Consider the following 26,628-nt stretch of genomic DNA (forward strand, 5'->3'; position numbering starts at 1 on the left):
GTCGCGACGAGACCGACTCAGAACGGCGGCGGCAGGTCCTGCGTCGCCTGCCGCAGCCAGACGCCGAGCGCCACGCGCAGCTCGGTGACCGACGGGTCCGTGATGCCCAGCAACGCGTCCGCCGCCTTGACCGCGGACTCGCAGGCGAGGACCGGCCACTCCGCCTCGTCCGCGGCGGCCTGTCCGACGGAGTTGGCGGCGGACTTCAGCGCGGTGGCCTTCGGATGGCCCGCCTTCGCCAGCGCCAGCAGCTTCGCCTGGATGTGGGTGAGCGTGTCCGGAGCCGTGACCTGCACGCGGAGCGTGGCGTTCATCGACACCGAGCCCGTGGGCCCGCCCTTCACCACCGCGGTGAAGTCCACCGGCTCCGGCGCCCTCGGCAGCCGCACCCAGAAGCGCACCTGCTTCGTCCCGCCCACCTCCAGCGGGAAGGCGAAGGTGAGCTGCCCGTCCACGACCTGCCCCGTCCCCGGGTCCACCAGCTCCACACCGGGAGGCATCGCCACCGTGGCGGTGATGGGGACCGCCATGCCGAGGTTCTCCACGTCCAGTTGCACCGGCACCACGGCGCGCCCACCGGTGGGCGGAGGCATCGGGTGCACGCGCTCCAGCAGCGCGCGGAGGACGTCCGCGGCCAGGCTCGTCTGCCCGTCGCGGGTGGCGATGGCCAACAGGTCCATGCCCGCGAAGCCGGACTCGCCCAGGCCGTATGCGTTCAGCGTCACCGCGTCCAGCGGCGTGGCCGGCGCGGGGTAGCCGCTCGCCAGGCGGAAGGTGCCCAGGCTCTGCGCGCCGCGCCGCTCGATGAGCAGCGGCTTCTCGCCCGCGAGCACCGCCAGCTCGCCGCTCAGCAGCGGGAAGCCGGGGGCGTCCAGCACCACGCGCGAGGCCCCGTTGACCTTGCTCACGTAGCGCACCCCCAGGGCGTCATGCACCGTCTTGTGGCGCGAGTCGTAGTCGCCCGCCACCAGGAGGCCCTCTCCGCGGAACACGGCCTCGCGCAGCTCCTTCTGGATGAGCGGGTCCAGCGTGAAGAACTCCGTGAGCAGCACGTAGGCGCCGTAGCCACCGGTGCGCAGCTGCACGGCGAAGGTCTTCTGCCACTCGACGATGTCGTAGGACCAGCCGGCGCCGTCCAACAGCGCCTTCAGGAACGCCTTCTGGGCAACGAGACCCGGCGCGCCAACGGGCCCGTTCGGGTCGTTGTCATGGCCGCTCTCCACGACGGGTGCGTCCAGCAGCACGAGCAGCCGGCCCCTGCCGCCCTGGCTCAGCGTCGCGCCGAACCGGATGGGAGGCGTCTCCACCTGGAAGCTCGCGAAGCCCAGGGCACGCGACTCGCCGGGCAGCTCCGCCCGGAGGACGCAGGCGTAGTCGCCCGTCGCCAGGCCCTGCGTGGAGATGCCGCGCGAGCGCACGTTGGGCACCCCGGCCGCCAGGTCCACCGTCTCCCGCACCTCGCTCAACACCGCGCCGGCGACCACGTCCACCAGCTGGCGCACCAGCACGACGCCGGGCACCGCGTCGCCGGAGGCGCTCCGCGCCGTGTCCGTGCAGGTGTTGGAGTCGCCCACGTACACCTTGGGCAGGGCCACGCTCACCGAGCCCGACACCCCCGCGAGCACGCGGCGCTCCACCTGGAACGTGGTGGTGCTCGTGCTCAGGACGGCGCGCGACAGCGCATCACGCAGCACCAGCGTAACGGAGTACGTGCCGCTGGCCGCGTCGGCCAGGGAGAGCGGGAAGGGCAAATCCACCAGTGCGCGGGGCATGAGCTGGCGCACGTCGCGCGTGGCGGTGAGCAGCGTGGCGCCGCCCGGCGTGCGCACCGTCAGCTCCGCCTTCGAGGGCGCGAGCAGCGCATTGGACGCGGCATTGCCCACGCGACCGGTGATGCGCACCGAGTCCCAGGCGCCATACACAGCCTTGTCCGTGGTGACGGCCGTGGTGGCGGTGGCCGAGGGCGCGCTGATGCGCAGCGGCGCCACGCCCCGGGCGAGCACCCGTCCGAAGGCGTCCAGCAGCCGGGCCCGCACCTCGTACTCCCCGGCCAGGGTGGAGCCGGTATTCCAACCCGCCGGCAGCGTGCGCGAGGCGCCCGGCGACAGCGTGTCCACCGGCAGCGGCGGCAGCTCCACCAGCGGCTCCATGCTCCCGACCGCGTGGATGGCCAGCACCACCTGGCCCGTGGCGGGCGTGGGCCCGGTGTTCGTCACCGTGCTCTGGATGGCGACCGGCGCGGCCGCCGGGTACGTCAGCGAATCCGTCGCCACGGCCAGCGTCATGCCACTGGCGGCCCGCACCACGGGCACCTCCAGCGGAACCTGGACCTTCTCCTCCAGGAACGAGTTGTCGAACTCCAGGAAGGCGCGCGTCGCCACCGGGCGCTGCTCGTCCAGCGCCAGGCCGTGCAGCGACAGGTCGAACTCCACCTCGCGGCCCGCGCCCGTCACGCCCAGCAGTCGCCAGGTGTAGGCCGTCACGCCGCTCGGGCCCGGCTGCACCGTGGTGGGCGCCAGCGTGGGGTTGGACAGCGTCACGTTGCCCGGCAGGTCCACGCGCAGGTCCACGTCGATGCCGCCCAGCCGCTCCAGCGCCTTGGGCATGAAGACCATGACGAAGCTGGTGGACGCCAGCCGGGTGCTCAGGCCGTTGTTGTAGTTGTCCCAGGAGCCGTCCGCGCGCTGCGTGGCCAGCAGGTACTGGATGGCCTTGCGAATCTGCGGGTCCGTGGGCGACGGGTCCGTGTATTCGAGCGCGATGCCCACCATGGCGGTAATCAGCGGGTCACTGCCATAGCCCACGTAGCGGCCCCAGCCGCCGTCCGTGCGCTGGCGCGCGCGCAGCAGGTCCGCCTGGTAGGTGACGGCCGTGTCGATGCGGGCCTTGAGCGTGCTGTCATCCACCCAGGGACGGGCCTCGGCGAGCCCCAACAACCGCAGCGCGAGCACGGTGTTGTCGCTGTTGTTGTCCTGGTAGCTCGCGAGCAGGTAGCGCACCGCGCGGGGAAGCTCCGCGCGCAGGGTCGCCAGGGAAGAGGTGTCCAGCGCCACGCGCCGCACCTCCTTCAGCGTGTTGTCCCCCGCGTAGCTCACGAACACCTGGTCCCCCGCCGCCGCGACGGCGCGCAGGCTGCCCATCTCGAAGAGGCGCTCGGTGCTGCCGTCCGGGCGTACCCGAAGCAGGCCCTCCGAGTAGGACTGGGCCACCAGCACGTACAGGCTGCCGTCCGCCGCCCGCGTCATCCGCATCGGCGGGTACGCGAGGCCGTCCGCGAAGACGGAGACGGTGCGGTCCGGCGCCACCTTGGCGATGCTGTAGCCCCACTGGTTGGACACCAGCAGGTTGCCGTCCGCGTCGAACACCACGCTGTACGGGTAGTAGATGAGCCCGCCGCTCGCGAACGTCTCCACCTGCCCCGTGGGCGACACGCGCAGCACGCGGTGGCTGTAGTAGTCCGTCGCGTAGAACCAGCCGTCCGGCCCCAGGGCCCCGTCGATGAGGTAGCCCCCCGCATTCACGTCCTGCCGCGTCCCGTCCGGCCGGACGATGACGACGGTGGGGTTGGAGGGACGGGCGACGAAGAAGGTGCCGTCCGCGGCGACGGCCAGGCCATACGTCGGCGAGGGCAGGTTCGACACGACGCGGGTCGCCTGCGCCGTGGCGCGGTCCAGCCGGTCGATGGCCCCGAAGTTCCGCAGCACGTACAGGGTGCCGTCCGGCGCGGCCGCGAGGTCCTCCGAGCTGTTCATGCTGCCCGCCGCGCCCACCGTGGCGAGCGAGTAGTCCTTCACGTCCGCGACTTCGGGCCGCGTCGCGTCCTTGAGGACGTTGGCGTAGCCCTTCACCGTCAGCGCGGTGTGGCTCACGTCCGTGTTCCACCAGCCCGTGGCGTAGTCCGGGGACCACCACGTCTGGTCACCGCTGGAGTACCGCCGCGCCTGGAGGTACTTCGCCGCGTTCAGCTTGGTGCGGAAGGTGCCGGCGATGTCCGGCCACGCGGAGAGCGACCACAGGCCCAGGGTGGTCTGCGTGCGCTGGAACTCCGGGTGGGAGATGCGCAGCCCGCCGTCCGACCATTGGCTGCTGGAGATGCTGTTGTAGAGGAACGTCGCGGCCTGGCGGTCCACCGGCGCCTTGTCGAAGGAGCTGGAGAGGCCGAGCAGGCTCTGCGTCTGGATGTGGCAGCCCAGGCACCGGTTCACCCGATGCCAGCTCACGGCCTCCGGCGCCGTGAAGACGCCGCCGCGGCGGACGGACTCCTTCACGAAGGCGAACAGCGGGTCCGTGCTGCCGCCCTGGGCGGTGTCCACGCCCTGCATGGCGACCTTGCCGCGCACCGTCTGGTTGCCCTCGGGCACCACGGTGCGGCTCACCGTGAAGCTGCCCGTCGCCTTGTCGCCCACGTACAGGCGGTCCGTCACCTCACCGGCCACGCCCGCCGTCACCGGCCGCACGCGCACCTGGAGGTTGCCGGCCTGCAGCGGCGTCCACGTGCCCAGGAACACCGTGGCCAGCTCCCCCACCGCGAGGGCGCCCGCGTTCGCCTGGGCGGTGAACAGCGTCTCGCCCGAGTCCGGGTGCACGACGGTGAGCGCGTAGGCGCCCGCCGCCAGCGGCACGTTGCCCGCGTTGCGCACCAGCACGGTGAAGGACACCGGCGTGGGCAGGCCCGCCTGGGTGAGCGGCGGGTTGATGTTCATCGCGCCGCTGATGGCCTGCGTGGCCTTCACGCGCGCGGCGGCGCTGTTCTCCGCGAGCACTTCGCCCGTCGGCAGGGCCCGGCTGACGGTGCCGGGCTCCACCACGCGCAGCACCAGCCGGTACACGCCCGGGGAGAACTGCGCCGTATTCCAGGGGATGGTGAGCGTCTTCACCTCGTCCGCGGCGAACGAGAACTCAGTGCCCGGGGTGGTGGTGCCCTCGATGAAGGGGCGGACCAACGCCACGCCCGTGCCCGTGGCGTCCTGGATTTCGCCCAGCACCAGCGCGGACTTCGGCGCGTCCAGCAGGCTGGCGATGCGGGCGGTGAAGGACACCGTGCCGTCCGCACCCGCCTCCGGCTGCGTGGCGTCCAGGGAGACAATCTGGAAGCTGTCCCCCGCCACCGGCACCAGCACGGGGCTGAACGTGTAGCTGCCGTGCGAGGCCAGCTTGATGCCGTGCGCCTGCGCGCCGTAGCCCACCGCTGACACCTTCACGGTGAACTCCAGCGACTCGATGCCCGCCAGGGTGTAGCTGCCGTCCGCGCCGGTGGTGATGGACAGCTCCGTACCTTCGACGGAGACCTGGGCGCCGGCCAGGGGCGCCCCCGTGTCGGCGTCCGACACCAGACCGGAGAGGTTGCTCGTGGTGGCGCTGCTGCCGGGCGGGGAGAGCTTGAGCTCCACCACCGCCTCGCCGAACGCGCCCACCTTCATCGTGTAGCTGGCCGGCGCATAGCCCGCGGCACTCACCGCGAGACCGAAGTCCTTGAGGGTGATGCCGGACAGCACGAAGCGCCCGTCCGCGGCGGTGGTGACACTCGCCCCCGTCTCCACCAACCGGACGGTGGCGTTGCTCACGGGCGCGCCATTCACGCCGTCGACCACCGAGCCGCGCAACGTGAGCTGGGTGGGCGACGGCGTGGCCGCCTCGGGGAACAGCGTCAGCGTGCCCATGTCGCCGATGCAGCCCGGCCCGAACATCAGGCTGAAGTTCAGCCCCTGGTAGCCGGCGGCGCCCACCGTGCCCGAGTAGCTGCCGCGCGGCACGGCGGCGATGCTGAAGGTGCCGTCCGCGCCGGTGGTGGCGCTCAGGCCGGAGCCCAGCGCGATGACGGCGCCGGCGAGCGGCTGCCCCGTCTTCCCATCCACCACGCGGCCCGACACGAGGCCGTCCGAGTCGTCGACGGGCGTGCTCTCCGGAGTCATGGCGAGCTGCGTGGACACCGTATCTCCCGCCGTCACCGTCACGGTGCCGGAGAGGGTGCGGTACCCGCTCTTCTGGAAACGGATGGCGTAGAGGCCCGGCGCCAGCGCGCCGAAGTCGAAGTCACCCGCGTTGTTGGTCAGCACCGAGCGTTGCGCGGTGCCCTCCAGGCTCACCTGGACGGAGGCGAGCGCCTGCGCCGTGGTGGAGTCCAGCACCCGGCCCCGCACGAGGCCCGTCTGCGCCGCCACGTCCAGCACCAGCCGGCCCGCGAGGGTGACCTGGTTCGCCTGGACGCCCACGGCCACGCTGGCCGACGTGAAGCCGGCCCGGCTGGCGGTGAGCGTGTAGCCGCCCGCGGGCAGGCCCGGGATGACGAAGTACCCTTCCGAGTTGGTGAGCACCGCGAGCTCGGACGACTCGTTCACGCTGACGGTGGCACCGGCGACGGGCTCGGTGCTGTTCGCGCGCACCACGTAACCGGAAACAGAGCCGGTGGGCGCGGGCGTCCCGCCGCTGCTCCGCGCCTCGTACGCGCGCAGCGCCTGGAGCACCAGGGCGGTGGTGTACGTATCCCGGGACCAGCTGTCATCGGGGAGCTGACGGCCCTGGAGCGCCGTGGCGCTGGCGCTCAGTCCGGACAGGTCCGTGGCCGCGGGCACCAGGGCCAGGAGCACCTGGGCGCTCACGAAGTCCTCGCCCCAGAGCGCGTCCGCCTCGGTGCGGGACACCAGGAAGCCCTGCGCGCGGGTGAGCGCCGCCGCCACGCCCTGCCACGTCGAGCGGTACGGCCACAGGGCGCGCAGGCTCGCCGCGCTCAGCAACACCGAGGCGTCATTCGCCCCTTCCGCCCAGCCGCCGTTGCCCTGCTGGCGCGCCAGGAGGAACGCCACCGCCCGGCCCACCTGCGGCATGGAGCCGTAGTTGGCCGCCCCCAGTGCCTCCACGGCGAGCACGGTGTCCGTGACGCTCGAGTCGAACCCCGGCCGGTGGCCGAAGCCGCCGTCCGCGTTCTGGTGCGTGAGCAGCCGCGTGGCGAACACCGTCGCCATGCGCCCCGCCAGGGCGTTGACGGTGACCTTGCGCGCGAGGAACTCGGTGTTGATTTCGGAGTGCGCGTTGAGCCAGGCGAGTGCCGGCTCGAAGCTCAGCGACAGCTCCTGGTTCAACGCGAGCTGCGCACGCAGCACTTCAGACGTGGCCTGCGGGCGCGTGGCGAGCGAGTCCGCGCTCGAGCCATAGCTGCCGTCCACATCCTGCTGCGCGACCAGCCAGTCCATCCCGGGAGCCGCGTGGGCCACCGACGAGAACAACAGCGCCAGCACCGCGAAACGGAAACGGCTCGCGCGCAGCGCGGCCCTAGCGACCCCAACGTGCATGGACAGGCCTCCCCCTGATGAAGACGGAGAAAGACAATCCGTCCCCAAGGCGCGCCCTATGTCTCACATCTGCAATTGCACGGTCAATGCACCTTTGTGTTCTCACCGCACGAGAATGTCAGGGTCATCCGAGATACTCCCCGCCACCGCGGGGCGTCAGCTCAATCCCAGCCCCGGAGCTGCACTCGCACGCGCCGCACCATCAGCTCCCACTCCTGACGCTTCAGGGTGGCCAGCACCCGCGCGCTGACGATGGTGAGCCCGGTGAGCGTCATCACCAGGAAGCCGATGCGGTGGTCCCTCAAGCCCGCGTCGAGCAGGTTGGCCGCCACGTCCAGCGTGAGGAAGAGCGTGCCCAGCGCGAGATAGGCGCGAATCTGCAACACCATTCCCACCGCCACACCCAGCAGGCAGACGCCGCCGAAGACAAGCGCATACGTCCCATCCGCCGACTCGCCCACCCGCATCGCGAGCTTCGCCGCCGCGGGCACGTACAGCAGCAGCCCGCCCACGACACGCACCGCGTTGCGGGCCGCCTGCGGCAGACTCGACGTGAACAACTGGCTCAGCATCAACAGCATCAACCCGAGTGGCGCCAGGTACACCTCCAGCCCCTCCAGCCCGTACGCGAGCGCCGCGATGAGCAGCGCCAGGTTGCAGGCCGCCGCCGCGAAGGCGCCGAACATCCGGCTGCGCTCCACCGCGCCCAGCGCCGCGTACAGCAGGCCCGAGCCGCCCGCGAGCAGCGCCGCCTCCTGCGTCGCATCCCCGGGCAGCACCAGCGCCACGCCGATGGGCAGCAGCGCCGCGAAGCGCCGCGTCGCCGCCTCCACCGGGCGCACGCCTGCCCGCCGCGCGAGCACCGTCACTCCCACCAGCACGAAGCCCAACGCCAGCGCGAAGAGTGCGTCGTGCTCGGGACGCAGGCCGTCCGCGTACAGGCTCCGCACCAGCGCGTAGACGCCCACCACCGACACCTGCACGAAGTATACGTGGCGGCCCGTGTGCTCGCGCCACGCGGCGTGCAGCGACACGAGGACCGACAGGCCAATGGCGGCGATGGCCAGCACCAGCACGTCCTCGGAGGCGCGGCCACTCGTGGCGACGAGCGCGAGCAGCCCGCCCACCACCACCAGCCACCCGTCGCGCCCCCACCCCAGGCCGGCCGACACGTCCTCCCGGCTCCGCTGCGTCACCCACCGGGCCAGGTGCAGCGCGAGCGCACTCGCCGCGACAGCCATGGCCAGCGCCGCACCGTGCGTCGTGAAGAGCGTCCCGTACCCCACCAGCCCCACGCCACCGAGGCTCGCGAGAATGACGAGGGTGGCCATGAGCCCGGAGACCACGGCGCTGCCCGCCACGGCGGACCCCACCCAGGCGACGAACCCGGCGAAGGCCCCCTTCCACTGGAACGCCGCCACGAGCAGCGAGGTGGCGAAGAGGGCCAGCGTCACGGGCACCGCGAAGGAGACCATCCACGAGCCGCCCAGCCCCAACAGCATCCTCCACAGCAGGGTGGGCATGGCCAGCACGGGCGACGTCTCTCCCCTCACTGCCACCGCGTACACCATCGCGAGCACGAGGTAGCCCAGCGCGGCCTGGTGCGCGCGCACGCGCGTCACGCTCGGGTCTACGCCCCGCCGCCTTGCCACCCAGGGGCCCAGCACCACCACCGCCAGCCCCACCAGCGCGAGCACGGGGCCCGGCCACGCCTCCAGGACGGGCACGAGGTGCGCTGTTGCGTGCACGAGCAGGAAGATGCCGACCCCGAGAACTCCACGGCCCTGCTGTCGAGCCCCGCCCGCGAAGAGCACCGCGCCCGTGGCGAAGGCGAGCCCCGCCGCCGTCAGCCCCGGCTGGAAGAACGCGGCGGCGCAGACGAGCCCCACCGCGATGACGGCCCATCCGCGCAGCGCCTGGCGCAAGGGCTCGTGCCGCACTCCGAATACCGCCGCGGCGTACACGAGCCCCGCGGCGGCGATGCCCGCGAACGCGCGCTGCCAGAGGAGGAAGAGCGTGTCCCCCGCCACGAGCCACGCCTCGGGCTGGAGCCAGTCCAGCGCCGTGGCGGACGCGAGCACTGCCGCGGCGTGTACCCACTGCCCATCAGGAGGAAGCAGCGAGACCAGGGACGGCCCGAGCAGGCCCTGCCGCGCGGCCAGGAGCGCGGCACCGGGCACGCCCAGCAGGAACCCCAGCTGCGCGATGGACACCGAGCGGAAGGAGAACGCCAGCAGCAGCGACAACAGCGCCGCGCCCAGCAGCAGCAGCGGCGGCACCACGCCGAGCGCGCGCGAGGGGTCCGGCATGCCGACGGCCACGGCGCTCTTGACGAGGACCAGCACCAGCGCGGCCACGCCCAGGTGGGGCACGGCGTGGTAGTCCCGGCCGTGCGACGGGTTCTCCAGCAGTCGCCCGAGCGCGGGCCCGAAGCGCCGCGTCGCCAGCGCGAGGCCCCACAGCGCGATGCCGATGAGCGGCAGGCGCCACGCGGATACGTCGGGCGGAAGCGGCCGACCCGCGCGGTTGATAACCGCCGTGAGCGCGATGAAGCCTCCGCCCGCCGCCAGCGTGAAGACCGAGCCGCGCAGGCGCCACGTCACGAAGCCGCGCGACACGAAGGCCACCAGCGCGGTGAGCGTGAGCAACCCACCCGCGAGCAGCACCTGAGACCGCTCCACGTCGCCCGGCGTGGACAGCCAGTTGAAGAGCGCGAGCGTGGTGGCCACGACCTGCACGAACACGGCGGCGGCGAATCCGTCCGTGAAGAGCTGCAGCCCCCGCGCGCCGAACGGCAGCGGGAGGAAGCCCAGCAGCATGCGGCCCTTGATTCGGAGCGGCGGCGTCCCATCCAGGGGCGCGGTCGGGACGGGACGGCGCAGCGCCGCGAAGGCCGCGAAGCCGAGCCCCACGGACGCGGAGACAAGGGCGGCCCACGCGGTGCCGGGAGCGGAGACGGTGCCCAGGAACTGCGCCACGGTGAGTGACAGCCCCGACGCCGCGAGGAAGGCGACCAGCCGGCTGCCGTCCCTCCTCGCGCGCAGCAACAGCAACGCCGACGCCAGCGCCGTGGGCACGCAGCTCAGCCGGCCATCCCATTGGTCCAGGAACGGAGCCAGCACCTCGGGCAGCACCGGCGAGACGCCGATGGCCAGCGACAGGCTGAGCGACGCCATTGCCAGCGACAGGTCATCCAGGGGCCGCAGCGCATTGGCATGGCCTTCGGGGTGCGCCCACGCGCCGTGCAGGAGCCCCACGAGGCCATAGAGCGCACCTGCCAGCGAGAGGACGGCCAGGTTCGTCGCGCTCGCGGCGAGCCATGGCGTACCCGAGACGTACGTGAGCGCACCGAACAGCGCGGCCACGCCGCCCAGGTAGTGCAGCCCCCGCCAGCGCCAGCCTCCCGTCCCGTGGGCCGCCACCGCGATGGCCGCCCCCGTCAGTACCTGGGGCCACAGGCTTCCCGAGCTCCAGCCCCACGCCGCACCCATGACGACGGGCATCGACAGCAGCGAGCCGACGATGCCCCACGTCAGCAGGCGGATGCGCGTCCCGTGGGACTCCGTCACCCGCGCCAGGGGCAGCAGCCCCGAGGACACCGCCGCGACACCGAAGGCCCACCAGGCCGAATCCCAGGGCGCCTGCGTACGCGCGAGCAGCGCGCCGGTCAGCATCGCCGCCATGACGAACGGGTGCACCAGCGCCCGGCGCCGCGGCTCCAGCAGGAAGAAGACCCCGGCGGCCAGCGCGGGCGCGAGCGCCGAGCCCAGGTCCACCTGGACGTCCCCCACCGACGACACGGAGAACGCACCGAGGGCCCCCGCGAGCGCACCGCTGGCCACCACCGCGTGCGCCAGCGTCTCCACCACCGGGCCCGCGCGGGGAAACGCGTCCCGCACGGCGTCGGAAGTCGCCGCCGCCGCCACCACCGTGGCGAGCGCCACCGCCCACAGCGTCATACCCGCGAACAGGGCACCGCCCGGCTCCAGCGCGTCGAAGCCGCCGGGCGCACTGGCCACGCAGAAGAGGGCCAGGCAGAGCGCCCCGTAGAGCGCCGCCCCCGCGCTGACGAGCGAGTCCATCCCCGGCCTCGCCGCCCGCGCGCGCCAGGCCGTCGCCCCCAGGGCCACCACACCCGCCGACGCGCAGAGCGCGCGCAGCCAGGGCTCCTCCTCGAAGCCCATCAACGGCAACCCCGCCAGCAGCGACGGCCACAGCGCCACCGCGAGCGAGGCCGCCGACGCTCCATGCAGCAGCCGCCCCGCCGCCCTCAGCGGAACGAGCCCGACGCCCGCGACGCCGAGCGCGACGGGTACGCCGATGAGCGGCGACAGCGCCACCAGCGCGGACAGCGCGACGAACACCACCGGCAGCAGCGCGAGGCCGATGCCCGCCAGCACGCGCCCCGCCGACAGCGAGCGCCGCGAGAGGAACACCCCCAGTCCGATGAAGGCCGCGTGGTAGCCGAAGAGCGCGCCCGTGACGAGGAGCTGCCGGGGCACCCCGCCCAGCGCCCGCCACGCCTCGCGCACGCCCATGAGCGAGCCGCCGAGCACCAGCACCGCGCCGAGGAACCACCAGATGTACTCGTTGAGGCGCGGCGTGCTCGAGGGCCCGCCGTCATCCAGCGCCACCACCGCCTCCAGCCCGCCGCCCAACCCGCCGGTGTGCCCGTGCGCGAAGAGCGCCTGTCCCGAGCCCAGCGCCGAGCCGAGGTCCTCCTCACTGGAGTCGCCGTCCGAGGCATGGCCACGCCGGGCCGCCGCGCGCTGCCGGGCCTTCAGCTCGCGCTCCGCCTTCGCGGCCTCCTCCAGGTTGTGCGCGAGCGCCGCGCCCCAGCCCGGGCGCCATCCCGCCGCCTGGCGCAGCGAGTCCGCGACGTCATCCGCCCAGGCCTCCACGCGGGTGGCGGAGGGCACCGGCTCGGGCCGCACGGGCTCCGGCGGCCTGGTCGCCTCCTCATGCAGCGTGGCGGAGAGTGACGCCTCCAACTGACCGGCCGTCACGCCATCCACGAGCCCATCGGAGCGCCAGCGCGCGATGTGGCGCCGCACCGTCGTCTGAACGAGCGCTTCGAGGTGGGGCTCCGTGACGGGGACGAGCGCGGAGCCGCACTCCGGGCACGCGTCGCCGGCTTCATCGGCGCGGAGACGCGCACAGGCTGGGCAAATCATGATGGCCCCAGCATAGCCCCTGAGCACCTGGGTTCTGCCAGGGCCCCCTGTCTCCAGGGCCACCAGGGCGCGCCCGGCGAGCGAGCTACCGGCCTCGCCTGCCCCGGAGCTCGCGGCCCGGCCCTCTCACGCGGCCAGCTCCTGCACCTCGAACGTCATGCCCGCCTTGCGCAGCCGCTCCACCAGCCGCAGGCCCATGCACGAGGCCGGGGTCAGCACGCCGCCCTGCGTCGGATTCGCGTCGAAGGCGAGGCTCAGCGCGGCCTCGGAGAGCATGCGCGCGGTGGCCGCGTAGCCCGGGTCTCCCTTCGCCGCCACCTTGCCCTTCAGCTTCACCTCGCGCCCGGTGCGCGGCGACTTCCCCTCGCCCAGCAACTGCGCCACGAAGAAGCCCCGCTCGCGCTCCTCCGCGGAGGGCCCCTGCCCCGGCGCGGGCAGCACCTTCGACTCCAGCAGCTTGCGCAGCGGCTTGACCTGGAGGGCGACGAAGAAGCCACCCAGGCCCGCCGTCATGCTCGTGGCCCGCGTCAGCCCCTTCACGCCGGCGCCGTAGCCCGCCACCTCGGTGTAGAGGAAGTCGCGCCCCCACGGAAAGCCGAGCAGCGCATGGCTGCGCCGCACCACGCGCGTGTTCACCGAGGCCATGACGAAGGGCCCCGTCCACTGCCCCGACTCCTGGCTGTAGCGCACCGTCGCCAGGTCGCGCTCGGCCGGGTTGCGCGGCTGGCGCGGGTCCGGGTCCAGCGCGTGAGGGTTGACGAGCACGCGCCGCACCGAGCGGTCCACGGCCACCTCCTCCAGCGCCTGCATGAGGCTCGCCACCGTGCCGCCGCTGGCGCCCGCGCGCATCGGCCCCATGTAGAGGCGCACCGAGCCCAGGTGCCCGCCATGCTTCTCGCGCATGTGCTCCTGCATCATCAGCGTGCCCAGGTCCGACGGAATCGAGTCGAAGCCGCACGTGTGGACGATGCGCGCGCCGCTCGCCCGGGCCTGTTCGTGGTGGTCGTCAATCATCCGCCGCATCCACTGCACCTCGCCCGTCAGGTCGCAGTAGTCCGTGCCAGCGCGGGCGCAGGCCGCCACCAACTCGTTGCCGTACTTCGCGTACGGCCCCACGGTGGTGCACACCACGCGGGTGCGAGTCACCAGCGCATCCAGCGACGCCGCGTCTTTCGCGTCCGCCACCAGCAGCGGCAGCTCCGCGCACGAGGCAACCTGCGTGGCCAGGCCCCGGCGCACCTCCTCCAGCTTCTTGAGGTCGCGTCCCGCCAGGGCCCACCGCGCGCGGTGGGAGTCCCGGGTCTGGGCGAGGTACTCGGCGACGAGGCGTCCGGTGAAGCCGGTGGCGCCCCACACGATGACGTCGAATTCGGCGGAGGACTTGCTCATGGGGCCGGCACTCTGGCCGCGCGTCCCCGTCCTCGCAACCCCGGTGTGGAGTCAATGCCCGCGACTACACGTGGTAGCAGTGGCCCGGGAGCGCCGCGCTCATGACAGCAGCTCCTCTTCGAGCGGAAGCTCCAGCAGCGACGGCGACGAGGAGTTCTGCCACCGCTGCCACAGCGGGCAGCCCCGCGCGCGGACCGTCTTCTCGCTCCAGGCCACGAGCGCCTCACGCGACTCATTCTTCAGCGCGCTGCTGTAGAAGGCCTCTGCCTCTCCGCCGTCCGGCATGCCCCAGAACAGGCGGAGGCTCGCATAGCCCGGGTCGGGCTGGCTGTAGTCGGTGACAACGAGCCCGTCGGGCCTCGTGAGGCACCAGGCATAGGTGGCCTCCCAGCCCTGAAGCTCCGCGCGCCGCAGGGGCAGCCCGGTGAAGAGCGCCTCCAGCACTCCCAGCAGTCGCTCGGCGAGCAGCAGCTCGAAGGCAATCGGGTCCTCCTGCTTGGCGGGGTCGTCGTCTCCCCACAGCCCCGCGAGACAGACGCTGTTGACGCCCGTGCGCGCGGGCCGCCCACCGAGCCGCACGTTGGCCGCCCAGAGCGCGTCGAGCACCGCGCGCGCCTCGTCCGGGCGCAGCCCTCCCGCATCCAGCAGCTGGTAGCGCTTGCGCTCACCGTCGTCCTCCCGATAGCTGGCGGAGAGCCCCACTCCATCCAACCCCTCCACGCGAATGTCGAGCGTCAGGCAACCCTCGCCCACCACGCGCGGCGGTTGAAACAGCGCCGCGAGCAGCGCCTCCACGTGGAGCGCGAGCTCATCGGGCGGAAGCGAGCGCAGCAGGGCGCTGTGCCCCTCTTCATCCGCCGACATCCAGCGGGCGGCATACAGGCGCGGGTTCGTCCGGGCGAGTCGTCGGTCCATCACCGCCACCTTGCCCACGCCGGGCGCCCGGATGCAACGGGCACCGGGCGTGGCTTCCGGTGGGCGCGCTACCTCCGGCGTCGCTGCTGCATGGTACGGCGGGCCGCCGCTCGGGCCTCACCGCGCGCGGCCACTTCCTTGAGCGCCTCGCCCTCTCCGCTGTCGCCGGAGAGGAAGGTGGAGAGCGCGCGAATCGTGGGGTAGCGGAACAGGTCCACCAGCGTCAGTGGCCGCTCCACCTTCGACTTGAGCTTCTCCAGCACCTGCACCATCAGCAGCGAGTGCCCACCCAGGTCGGCGAACTTGTCCTCCACGCCCACCTTGTCGAGCTTCAGCACCTCCTGCCAGATGCCGGCGAGCATCGTCTCCGTCTCGCTCTCCGGCCGGGTGAAGGCACCGCGCGCCTGCGCCTGCTCCGGGGCCGGCAGGGCCTTGCGGTCCACCTTCTTGTTCGGCGTCTGCGGGAAGGCACTCAGCGTGACGAAGGCCTGCGGCACCATATAGTCCGGCAGCCGCGCGCGCAGGAAGTCACGCAGTGCGTCCGCGGCCGGCGGCTCGCCCGGCTTCGCGATGAGATAGGCCACGAGCCGCTTGTCACTCGGCGTGTCCTCACGCACCACCACCACCGTCTCGCGCACCGCCGGGTGCTCGCCGAGCCGGGCCTCGATTTCGCCCAGCTCGATGCGGAAGCCGCGCACCTTCACCTGGTGGTCCAGCCGGCCGATGAACTCCACCACCCCGTCCTGCCGCCAGCGCGCCGCGTCCCCCGTGCGGTACATCCGCGCGCCCGGCCGCGAGGAGAACGGGTCCGGCACGAAGCGCTCACGGTCCAGTTCCGGCCGCTGGTGGTAGCCGCGCACCACGCCTTCACCGCCGATGTACAGCTCGCCCACCGCGCCAATGGGCAGCGGGCGCTGCCGCGCGTCCAGCACGTAGAGTTGCGTGTTGGCGATGGGCGTGCCGATGGGCACCCCCTCCCCCGCGTGCTTCACCGCGTACGTCGAGGACCAGATGGTCGTCTCCGTGGGCCCGTACATGTTGAGCACGTCGCCGGACACGGCTTCCGAGAGTTGCCGCGCGAGCGGAACGGGGAAGGCCTCGCCGCCCACCATCATCTTCTTCAGCCGCTTCAACCCCGCGCGGGCACGCTCCTCGGCCAGCAGCATGCTCGCCTGCGACGGTGTGCACTGGAGGTGCGTCACCGGGTGGCGCTCCAGCAGCGCGGGCACGGAGCCGTCCACCTCCTCGCCCTCCACCGGCTTCACGCCCACGCTGGCGTTGGCGCGCTGGAGCACCTGGGCCAACAGCGGCAGGTGCTTCATCACCAGCTCCGTCGGCACGCCGAAGTCCACGAGGCAGGCCACCTCGTCCACGTCCATGCCCTTCAGCTTGTCGACGAAGGCGACGCAGGCCTCCACGCTGCCGAAGAGGCTCGACGTCTGGAAGTAGCGCTCGAAGGAGAAGTCGAGCAGCGCGTCCATCTCCTCGGGAGAGAGGTTGTCCGTGCCGAAGTTGCCGTTGGACAGCGTGGTCTGCGCCTTGAACGCCGGGAAGCTCCAGGCCGCCTCCTTGATGAGGCTCACCGAGGACTTGAGGTAGGCCTTCATCGGGCCGCGCACCACCTCCTTCACCGTGGCTTCAGACTCGCCGACGAAGGTGTGCAGCATCAGCGTCACGGTGCCTTGCCCCGGGTGGCCCGCCTTGCGCCATGCCTCGCGGTAGAGGGCAATCTTCTGCGCCACCTCCTCCGGAGTCTGGCCGAGCAGGTGCGTCAGCACGTGGCAGCCCGCGCGCGCGGCCTCCTCGAATGTCTCGGGGTTGCCGGCGGTGGTGACCCAGACGGGCAACTCCTTCTGCACCGGGCGCGGAAGGGTGCGCAACTTCACCGTGCCGCCCGTGCCGCTCTTCGCCTCCAGCGTCTCGCCGCGCCACAGCCTGCGCACGTCTTCAATCTGCTGGAACATGATGCGCTTGCGGTCCGAGAAGCTCTCCGGCCGCAGCGCGAAGTCGTTGGGCTGCCAGCCCGCCGCGAAGGAGATGCCCACGCGGCCGTGGGAGATGTTGTCCACCACGGCCCAGTCCTCGGCGATGCGCAGCGTGGGGTGCAGCGGCGACACGAGGCTGCCCGCGCGGAGCTGCACGTTGCGCGTCACCGCCGCCAGCGCCGCCGACGTCACGGCCGGGTTGGGGAACAAGCCACCGAACGCATGGAAATGCCTCTCCGGCGTCCACACCGCACGGAAGCCGTGCGCGTCCGCGAAGCGCGCGCTCTCCAGCAGCAAATCGTAGCGCCCCTCGGGCCGCTCGCCTTCGTCGCTGGAGAAGTAGAAGAGGCTGAAGTCCATGGCCCGCGCGGCGTATTTCCCCTCCTGCGCGTCGCCGTGCCGCTCCGCGTGGATGACCACCGTGAAGCCCCGGGTGAGCGTCCAGAGCAACTCCAGCACGGAGATGTCGAAGTTGAGGCTGGTGACGGCGAGCCACGTGCCGCGCTCCGTGCCCAGGCGCTCGTCCATTCCGAGGCCGAAGTTCACGAAGTTGCGGTGCTCGATCATCACCCCCTTGGGCCTGCCCGTGCTGCCGGAGGTGTAGATGACGTAGGCGAGGCTGTCGGGCCCGGCCGGGGGCGTCTGCACGTCCTCGGAGGCGGCGATGCGCTCCCACGCCGCGTCCACCGCGAGCACCTGCCGCGCGGCCCTGGGCACTCGCGGGAGCAACCGCTCCTGGGTCAGCACCAGGTGGCAGCCCGAGTCCTCCACCATGAAGGCGAGGCGCTCCGCCGGATACGCCGGGTCCAGCGGGACGTAGCAGCCGCCCGCCTTGTGCGTGGCCAGCACGCCCACCATCATCTCCAGCGAGCGCTCCATGAAGATGCCGACGCGCACGTCCCGGCCCACGCCCTCGCTCCGCAGGTGGCGGGCGAGCACGTCGCTGCGCTCATCCAGCTCGCGGTAGGTCAGCGTGTCGCCACGGCAGACGAGGGCGGTGGCGTCCGGCGTGCGCCGCGCCTGCGCATGGAAGAGGCCGTGGAGGGTGGCGGCCTCCGGCAGCTCGCGCCGGGTGTCATTCCACTTCGCGAGCAGCGCGCGCTCCTCCGCGCCCAGCAAGTCATGCTCCCCCAGGGGCCGACCCGGAGACTCCCGGAGCGACGCGAGGAATGCGACGAGCTGGCGCGACAGCTCGGAGACGCGGCCCGCGTCCACCCGCGCGGCGTCGAAGAGGAGGTGTGCCTGCGCCCCGTCCGCGTCCACGGCGACGGTGAGCGCGGCGCCGGGCACCGCGTGGCGCAACTCCCCCGGCGCGGAGAGACACAGGGCCACGGGGTACGCCACCTCGCCCAGGTGGCGCGGCAGGCCGGAGAGCTGCGGCGAGCGGCCGAGCAGGTCTCGCGACATGACGCCCTTCTCGCGCAGCTGCGTCAGCGCCTTGTGGAAGGCCGCGGCGGCGGTGTCCGGCGCGTCCTTCATGGGCAGCTCGAGCCGGAGCGGAAGCTGTGAGGCGAAGAAGCCCTCCACGTCGCTCACACGGGCGCGCGTGCCGGCATCGCTGAAGCCCACGTCGAAGCGCGGCTCCGGAGACAGGCGCGACAGGAAGGCCGCGACGGTGAAGAGCAGCCGTTCCTCGGGCGGCAACTCCGGGGCCAAGCCGGCGGCGACATCGCTGGCGGCCAGTGTCAGCGAGTGCGTGCCCTCCTCCTTCGCGCTCCCCCCCAGGAAGGGCAGGTCCGGAGGCGCGAGCGTCTCCAGCCGTCCGAGGAAGAACGCCTCCGCCCTGCCTGCCAGCGTCCCCACCTCGGACAGGCGGGTGCGCAGCGCCTCCGGGGCCGGGGGCAGCGCGTCGCCCACCGCGAGGTTGCGGGAGCCCAGCAGCTCCGCCCACGACAGCGGCGCGCCGCACAGTCCCTTCGGCCCCTTCAGCGTGAGGTCCCCGCCGCCGAACGCCAGCGTCAGCGCGTCGCCTTCGATGGCGACGATGGTGCCCGGGCTCGCGTCGGAGCCCTCCTCCACCGCGCGCGCCTCGGAGAGGGCCACCGGCGCGCTGCCCAGCCACAGCTTCGCGAAGGCGAGCGGGTTGGGATAGCCGCCGTAGTCGAGCGCCGCCACCAGCGCGCGCGCATCCTCCACGTCGCCGTGCGAGTCCACGAGGGCCCCCGCCTCCGGACGCTGCGCATGCCCGAAGTAGCTGCGCTGGGAGAAGTCCTGGTCGAAGAGCTCGACGCGGCCGTCGACGAGCTCCGCGGCCAATTCCGCGAACGTCTCCATGCCCAGCGTGTAGCAGCGCGCGTTGAGGCTGAAGGCCGTCTCGTTGGGGGCGATGTCGAAGAGGCGCTGCTTGAGGATGCGCCCCCTGTCCGCACCCGACGTCATCTCGTGCCACGTGACGCCGTGCTGGGGCTCGCGGTGCAGCAGCGCCCACGAGGTGACGTTGAGGCCCGCGTAGCGGGGCAGCGGGCCGTCATGGAAGTTGATGGCCATGCGGCGGGGCAGCCGCAGCACCTCGTCCTTCACCAGGCTCAGGTTGACGATGCTGAAGAGCCAGTCGAAGGGCGTGGCGGAGAGGAAGGGCAACACCCCGTCTCCGGGTGGCACATGCTGGAGGCCCTGCGCCTCCGCCCACTTCTGGAGAGAAGGCTCGCGGGTGACGAGCCCGAGAATCCGCACGCCCCGCTCCTGGAGCGCCTCCGCGCATGGGACGACGAGGGTGCCCTCGCCGATGATGAAGCAGGTGGGCGACTCGACGGTCGTGGTCATAGGGATTTCGAGGCCTCGGCGAGGGCGGCGGAGTGCTTCAGCAGCTCCGCGTGCCCCACCCCGGGAAACGCGTGGAAGGAAGCTCCCAGCCTGCGCGCGAGCTCCTCGCCATGGGAGGGAGGCAGCGCCGCGTCCGCAAGTCCGTGCAGCACCCGGACCGGCGGCAGGCCCGCGGCTGCGAGCGACAGGTTGTCGTAGCGGTCCGGGGTCCGCAGCAAGCCGCGCAACCCCTTGTCCGTCACGTCCATCATCGTGAAGGGCGCGAGGAGGACGACGCCGCGCGCCGGCACTCCGTCCCTGGCCAGCGCGTGCGCCGCCGCGAGCGCAGCGTTGCTGCCCATGGAGAAGCCCACGAGGTAGATGGCGTCAGGGCCCGGCCGGTGCGTGGCGACGAGCCAGCGCACCGCCGCCTCGGCCCCGGCACGGAGGGACTTCGGCGACGGGCTGCCGGGAGAGCCGTCGAAGCCCGGCGGCGCTACCGCGGCCAGGCCCAGCCCGCGTCCGGCGTCCAGCGCCTCCAGCACGGAGCGCGCCTCCTCGAGGTAGCCCGGGCCGTTGCCGCCGAAGAACACCACCCAGCGCGTCTCGCCCGGCGCGGGAGCCCGCGTCAGCGCCCGCTGTCGAGGTGGCCCCACGACGTCGCTCAGCTTCCACCCGTCGGCGGTGAGCCGCGCCTCCGCGCCAGAGGCCAGGGGCGCGCCGTCATAGGGAAAGGGCCCTGGTGCATCCGCCTTCCTGTCCAGCCAGCCGAGCTTCAACACGGCGCCTCCCAGGGCGGCCGCGAGCGCCGCCACCGTCAGCTCCCGGCGCTTCACTTCCGGCCCGCCTGCCGAGCCTCATCCAATGCCGCGCGCAACAGGCGCCCCAGGATGTGGACGTTCGGCTCTCGCACCAGGCTGTCGTGGTCCCCCGGCACCTCGCGGATGCGCAGCGTCGGCACCAGCGGCTCCCAACCCAGCGTCGCGCCCATGTGCGAGTAGATGGGGTTGACCTCCTGCGCGCGGAACAGCGTCACCGGCCCGCTGTAGGGACGCGGCGCGTAGCGGCTCGACAGGAGCTGGAAGCGCTCGGTGAGCTGGAGGTCTCGCAGCTCGATGGGCAGCGACTCCCCGCGCTGCTCGTACCAGCGCAGCTTCACCGTGTTGATGAGCCGGCTGCCGTCGCGCTCCACCTTCTTGCGCAGCCGGTTCTTGAGGTAGGTCGCCGGGCCTTCCTCGCGCAGCGCATTCAGCCGCTCATCGAAGGTCAGCCGCCGCTCCTGGGTGCCGGGGTGGAAGGTGTCCAGGAACGCGAGGAGGGACACCTCCTCGCCCATTTCGCGCAGCCGCTGCGCCATCTCGTAGGCGACCACGCCGCCGCCGGAGTAGCCGCCGAGCATGTAGGGCCCGTGCGGACGCACCTGGCGGATGCCCTCCAGGTAGATGTTCGCCATCTCCTCGATGCTGTCCGCGGGCGGCAGCTTCCCGTCCACGCCGCGCGCCTGGAGGCCGTAGAACGGCTGCTCCCCGCCGAGCGCCCCCGCGAGGCCGCGGAAGTTGAGGACATTGCCGCCCGCGCCGTGCACGCAGAAGAAGGGGATGCCGGAGCCGCCCTTCTGGATGGCGACGAGCGGCGTCCAGCCCTTCGACGCGGACGTCGGGACCGCTGCTGGAGCTGCATTGCCCGGCGCGGCGTCGGGAGTGAAGGGAATCCCCGCGGCCTCGCGCACCAGCGCGGCGCACTGCTCCAGCGTGGGGGCCTCGAACAGGGTGGCCAGCGTCAGGTCCGCGCCGAGCGTCTTCTTGATGCGCGCGAACAGGCGCACCGCGATGAGCGAGTGCCCGCCGAGGTCGAAGAAGCTGTCCTTGAGGCCCACCCTCGGAGCACCGAGCAACTGCTGCCACAACTCCGCCAGCTTGCGCTCCACGTCGTCGCGCGGAGCGTCCGCCGCCGCCTGGGCCATGGCAGCACCCTGCGGGGGAGCAGCGGAGACCGCGGGCTTCTCAACGTCCTGCTTCGGGCGCAGGCGCGCGGCCAGCCCGTGCAGGTCCATGGAGCTGACGAACAACGCCGGAGTGCCGGAGAGGGCCAGCGCGCGCAGGAACGCCTCCTGCCCTTCCTCGGGCTTGATGCCCAGCAGCAGCCATGTCTCCAGCAGCGAGCCCTGCCTGCGCGGCGAGCGGCCGAACCGCTTCGCCTCGACGGCGGCGACGAGATAGCCCTCGATGGCGCAGAAGACGCGGCCGTCCGAGTCGCAGAGGGTGACGTCGAGCAGCGCCCCGCGCCCCTCCTCCTTGCGGATGCGCACGTGGCTCAGCGCCACCTCGGGCCACGGGCCCCACACGCGCAGGTGCCGGTAGGAGACGGGCACATGCAGCTTCCCGGGCTGGCCCGCATCCGGCAGCAGCGAGAATGCGAAGCCGGACGCGATGTCCAGCAGCCCGGGCGGCAGCCTGTACGTCGTCAGGTCTCCGAGGAACGAGCGCGGCAACTCCAGCCGCGCGAGGGCCTCGGACGCACCGAAGCCCGCGCTGCGCAGCACCTTCCAGCGCGGCCCGAAGGCGATGAGCGCGTCCTGGGGCAGCGCCTGCTCCCCCTCGCCAAACGAGAGCGGTCGCGCCGTGCAGCGCGAGCGCACCGCCCCCACGTCCAGCGGCGCGGGGGGTCCACCCACAACAGGGCTCAGGCGCGCGGTGGCGTGCTCCACCCACGCGCTTCCTCCCGAGCGGCTCGACACGCGGAAGGTGAAGCCATCGCCCTCGGGCGCCAGCGCCACCTCCACCTCGCGCACCTCGCCGTCCGGCACGTCGAGCGGCGCGACGAAGGCGAGGTGGTCCACGTCCAGCGGCGTGCCCGGACGCACCGTCTCCCAGGCCGCGCGTGCCAGCTCCACGTAGCCCGTGCCGGGAAGCACCGGCCCGCCACCGCGCATGCGGTGCTCGTCCAGCACCCAGAGCGCCTTCGCGTCGTAGATGGCGCGGAAGACGTGCTGGCCCACGGGCGCGTCCACACGCCGCTGCAACAGCGGGTGGGGCACCGACTCGCCTGGGGGAAGCCGCGGCGCCACCTGGGCCGCAGCCATGCCCACCTCCTGCCAGACGCCCCACCCCAGCGCGAGCGCGCGCTTCGCCGTGCCGGACGCCTCCAGCCGGGCCGCCTGGGCCAGCAGGAAGGCGTTGGCCGCGACGTAGTCCACCTGTCCCGGAGGACCGAGGTGCGCGCTCGTCGACGAGAAGCTGACGAAGAAGTCGAGCTGAGCGCCCCGCAGCGCCTGCTCCAGCGCGAGCGCGCCGAGCACCTTGGGCGCCAGCACCCGCAGCGCAGAGTCCCGCGTCTTCGACTCCAGCGGCCCATCCTCCAACCCGCCCGCCGCGTGCACCACGCCGTGCAGCGGTCCGAGGCGCGCCTTCACCTCGGCGAGAGCGGCCTGGAGCTGGCCCGCGTCCGAGATATCCGCCTTGAGCAGCAGCACCTCGGCGCCCAGCGCCTCCAGCGCGCGCTTCACGTCCGCATGTGAGGCACTGGCCGCGGAGCGGGACACGAGCGCCAGCCGGGCCTTCGCCTTGCGCGCGAACAGCTCTGCCAGCGTCCGGCCGATGCCGCCCAGTCCACCGGTGATGAGGTAGACGCCCTGCTCACGCAGTGGCGTCGACGCCTCCTGCAAGGCGGCCCGCTCCAGCACCTGCACGAGCCGGCGGCCCCCGCGCAGCGCCACGGGGACGTCCACGTCCGGCCGCAGCAGCTCGTCGGCCAGCTCGCGGGCCTGTGTCGCCGGGGCAGTGCCTGCCTCGAGGTCCACCGCGCGCGCGGACAGCTCGGGCAGCTCCTTCGGCGCCACGAGAACGGGACCGAAGGCGAGCGCCTGCTCCGGCGTCCGCGCAGGCCCGTCCACCGACATGCCGCCGCGCATCACCCGGACGTAGCGAAGCCCCGCGGGCAGCGACTCCGCGGTGAGGGACTGCATCAGCGCGAGCGGCGCGAAGAGGTGGCGAGACACCGCGCGCTCCCAGCCTCCCGCGTCCACGCCCGGCAGGTCCACCAGCCTCGGAGGGACACGGCCCTCGGAGCCCAGCGCATCCCAGAGCGCCTCCCAGTCCTCGCGCGCGTCGGGCCGGAGGGTGAAGGCGCCATCCGGCCTCCGAGCGAAGGCCTCGCCCGGGAGCACGCGCTGGATGAGCGCACCCCGGGCCCCCAGCTCGCGGGACAACTCCTCCGCGAGGGGCTCCTCGTCCGCCAGCAGCAGCCAGCGCTCTTTCTCGGCCGGGGCCTCCGGCTTCGGGCCCGGCTGCTCGCGGAAGCGCGGCGCGTAGCCCCACCGCGACACGTCCTCTTCGCGCACCAGCGGGCGCTCACCCTCGCGCCGGGCCATGAAGGAGCCCGCGCCCGGCTCCACCCAGTGGCGCTCACGCTCGAACGCATAGGTCGGCAGGCCCACGCGGCGCCGCTTCTGTCCGGCGAACAGCGCCGCCGCATCCAGGTCCACTCCCGCCGCCCACAGTCGCCCGAGCGCGAGCTGGAAGAAGGCCAGGTCCGCAACGGCATCATTCGGGTGCCGCAGCGACGGCACGAGCCCCTCGGCCTGGGGCTTCTCGCCCTGGGCACGCAGCAGCGACAGCAGCGTCTGTCCGGGTCCGACCTCCAGGTACACGCGAGCCTTGTCCGCCAGGAGCGCGCCCGCGCCTTCCGCGAAGCGCACCGGCTGGCGCAGGTGGCGCACCCAGTAGTCAGGCGACGTGGCCTCCTCGGGCGCAATCCACGTCCCGGTGACGTTGGAGACCCACGGCACCGTGGGCGCGGAGAAGCTCACCTTGGCGAGGTACTCGCGGAAGGGCGCGAGGATGGGCTCCAGCATGCGCGAGTGCGCGGCCACGCGGATGTGCAGGCGCCGGGCCTCCACCTCGCGCGCCTTCAACTGCGCCTCCAGCGCGTCGATGGCCGCCACCTCACCTGAGACGAGACACAGGCCCGGCGCGTTGTGCGCGCCCAGGTCCAGCCCGGGCCCGAGCAGCGGCTTCAGCTCCGCCTCGGGCAGCTCCACGCTGAGCATGGCCCCCGAGGGAAGCTGGTCGAAGAGCCGTCCCCGGCACGCCACGATGCCAAGCGCGTCCTTCACCGAGAGCACCCCGGCGAGCTGCGCGCAGGCGTACTCGCCCATGCTGTGGCCCAGGCACGCCACGGGCGTCACTCCACGCGACTTCCACAGCGCGGCGAGCGCCAATTCCACGGACAAGAGCGCGGGCAGCGCGTACGTGGCCTGCTCCAACTGCTCGCGCGCCTCGGCCTCCTTGCCAGCCTCGGGGAACAGCAGGGGGCGCAGCTTCAGCGACTCGTGTTGCTCCAGCAGCGAGAGGCACTCGTCCAGCGCGCGGCGGAACACGGGCTCCTGCTCGTGGAGCCCCTTCGCCATGCCGGGGTACTGCGCGCCGCCTCCGGGGAAGAGGAACACCACCGGGCGCCCCGAGGCCTCGGTGTGGGCCTGCGCCGTGCGGGCAGGCTCGGGCTGCTCCAGCACGCGGACGGCCTCCTCGCGCGAGGACGCCACCACCGCGCGCCGGTGCGCGAAGCGGCGGCGTCCGGCCAGCAACGTGAAGGACGTGTCCCCCAGATTCGGTGCGTTCTGCTCCCCCAGTCGCTGCGCGAGCCTGCGGCAGGCGCGCTCGAGCGCGGCGGGCGTGCGGGCGGAGAGCCAGAGCGTCTCGAAGGGCCGCGCGGCGGACGTCAGCGACTGCGCCGGAGCCTCCTCCAGGATGACATGCGCGTTGGTGCCGCCCACGCCCAGCGAATTCACCGCGGCGCGGCGCGGCCGCCCTCCCTTCGCCGCCCACTCGCGCAGCGTGGCGTTCACCGCGAACGGCGTGCGCGCGAAATCGATTTGCGGGTTGGGCTTCTCGAAGTGGAGGCTCGGCGCGAGCTGCCGGTGGCGCAGCATCTGGACGACCTTGATGAAGCTCGCCACGCCGGCCGCGGTGTCCAGGTGGCCGATGTTGGTCTTCACCGAGCCGATGCGGCAGAACCCGCTCTTCTGCGTCTGCGTGCGGAAGGCCTGGGTGAGCGCGGTGATTTCAATCGGGTCGCCCACCGGCGTGCCGGTACCGTGACACTCGATGTAGTCGATGCTGTCCGCGCTGACGCCAGAGACGTTGAGCGCCTCCACGACGGCATCCGCCTGCCCATCCACGGACGGCGCGAGGTAGCCCACCTTGCGCGCGCCGTCGTTGTTCACCGCGCTGCCCTTCACCACCGCGTAGATGGTGTCCCCATCCGCCAGCGCATCCTCCAGCCGGCGCAGCGCCACCACGCCCACGCCGCTGCCGAAGAGCGTTCCCTGCGAGCGGTGGTCGAACGCGCGGCAGTGCCCGTCCGGCGAGAGGATTTCCCCCTCCTGGTACAGGTAGCCCCGGTGGTGCGGCAATTCCAGCGTGACGCCCCCCGCGAGCGCCAGGTCGCACTCGCGCGCCAGCAGGCTCTGCACCGCCGAGTGGATGGCCACCAGCGACGTGGAGCACGCCGTCTGCACGTTGACGCTGGGGCCGCGCAAGTCGAGACAATACGAGACGCGGGTGGTGAGGAAGTCCTTGTCGTTGCCCGTGTGCCGCACGAGGAACAGGCCCACCTGCTCCATCAACTGCGGGTTGGTGAAGAGGTTGTACGGCATGTACGCGTTCATGCCGGAGCCACCGAACACGCCGATGGGGCCCTTGAAGGACTCGGGCGGGTGCCCGCAGTGCTCCAGCACCTCCCAGCACACCTCCAGGAAGTGCCGGTGCTGCGGGTCCATGATGGACGCCTCGCGCGGGCTGAAGCCGAAGAAGCCCGCGTCGAAGTCCTCCAGCCCCTCGAAGACCATGCCGGCCTTCACGTAGTTCGGGTCCTTCAGGAGCGAGGGCTCCACCCCCGCGGCCAGCAACTGGGCGTCCGTGAACCAGGTGACCGACGCCACTCCGTCGCGCACGCGGCGCCAGTAGGTGTCGACGTCCCGCGCGCCGGGAAGCCGGGCGGCCATTCCGACGACAGCGATATCTGGAGAGTCCGAAACCTCAACGTCGTCCGTCATACGGTCACTCGTCACTCGGCGTTTTGCGGCGAACCCGTTCCAACACACCTGAGGCGAGCAGGCGAGCCCCTGCCCCAGGC

7 protein-coding genes are annotated in these 26,628 nt (G+C 72.5%); all 7 read right to left on the minus strand.

The genetic code is table 11. The features are described from left to right. Nucleotides 1-17 precede the first annotated feature (17 nt). The gene (locus tag OV427_RS07945) at nucleotides 18-7,289 is read right to left on the minus strand and encodes a carboxypeptidase regulatory-like domain-containing protein (protein WP_267855502.1); all 7,272 of its coding nucleotides are present in this window, start codon (nucleotides 7,287-7,289) and stop codon (nucleotides 18-20) included. A gap of 161 nt (nucleotides 7,290-7,450) precedes the next feature. Continuing rightward, nucleotides 7,451-12,463, minus strand: coding sequence for a hypothetical protein (locus OV427_RS07950; RefSeq protein WP_267855503.1), 5,013 nt, complete (start codon nucleotides 12,461-12,463; stop codon nucleotides 7,451-7,453). Between the two features lie 126 nt (nucleotides 12,464-12,589). Next, a complete protein-coding gene (locus tag OV427_RS07955; protein ID WP_267855504.1) occupies nucleotides 12,590-13,852 on the minus strand; it encodes a saccharopine dehydrogenase family protein in 1,263 nt (420 codons plus the stop codon). 99 nt (nucleotides 13,853-13,951) lie between these two features. Continuing rightward, nucleotides 13,952-14,767 (minus strand): hypothetical protein, encoded by an 816-nt coding sequence (locus OV427_RS07960; protein WP_267855505.1) that lies wholly within the window; start codon nucleotides 14,765-14,767, stop codon nucleotides 13,952-13,954. A gap of 68 nt (nucleotides 14,768-14,835) precedes the next feature. Then, on the minus strand, nucleotides 14,836-19,515 hold the full coding sequence (locus OV427_RS07965) for a MupA/Atu3671 family FMN-dependent luciferase-like monooxygenase (RefSeq protein WP_267855506.1): 4,680 nt from the start codon (nucleotides 19,513-19,515) through the stop codon (nucleotides 14,836-14,838). Continuing rightward, nucleotides 19,512-20,330, minus strand: coding sequence for an alpha/beta hydrolase (locus tag OV427_RS07970; RefSeq protein WP_267855507.1), 819 nt, complete (start codon nucleotides 20,328-20,330; stop codon nucleotides 19,512-19,514). Before OV427_RS07970 ends, OV427_RS07965 begins: the two co-directional genes overlap by 4 nt. Beyond that, the gene (locus OV427_RS07975) at nucleotides 20,327-26,548 is read right to left on the minus strand and encodes a type I polyketide synthase (RefSeq protein ID WP_267855508.1); all 6,222 of its coding nucleotides are present in this window, start codon (nucleotides 26,546-26,548) and stop codon (nucleotides 20,327-20,329) included. Before OV427_RS07975 ends, OV427_RS07970 begins: the two co-directional genes overlap by 4 nt. Between the last annotated feature and the right edge of the window lie 80 nt (nucleotides 26,549-26,628).

It is taken from the genome of Pyxidicoccus sp. MSG2 (assembly GCF_026626705.1).
Taxonomy (GTDB): Bacteria; Myxococcota; Myxococcia; order Myxococcales; family Myxococcaceae; genus Myxococcus.

What these genes read in the sequence shown, in the direction of transcription:
- OV427_RS07945 (WP_267855502.1), bottom strand. Translation starts at nt 7,289, where the DNA reads ATGCACGTTGGGGTCGCTAGGGCCGCGCTGCGCGCGAGCCGTTTCCGT.
- OV427_RS07950 (WP_267855503.1), bottom strand. Translation starts at nt 12,463, where the DNA reads ATGATTTGCCCAGCCTGTGCGCGTCTCCGCGCCGATGAAGCCGGCGAC.
- OV427_RS07955 (WP_267855504.1), bottom strand. Translation starts at nt 13,852, where the DNA reads ATGAGCAAGTCCTCCGCCGAATTCGACGTCATCGTGTGGGGCGCCACC.
- OV427_RS07960 (WP_267855505.1), bottom strand. Translation starts at nt 14,767, where the DNA reads ATGGACCGACGACTCGCCCGGACGAACCCGCGCCTGTATGCCGCCCGC.
- OV427_RS07965 (WP_267855506.1), bottom strand. Translation starts at nt 19,515, where the DNA reads ATGACCACGACCGTCGAGTCGCCCACCTGCTTCATCATCGGCGAGGGC.
- OV427_RS07975 (WP_267855508.1), bottom strand. Translation starts at nt 26,548, where the DNA reads ATGACGGACGACGTTGAGGTTTCGGACTCTCCAGATATCGCTGTCGTC.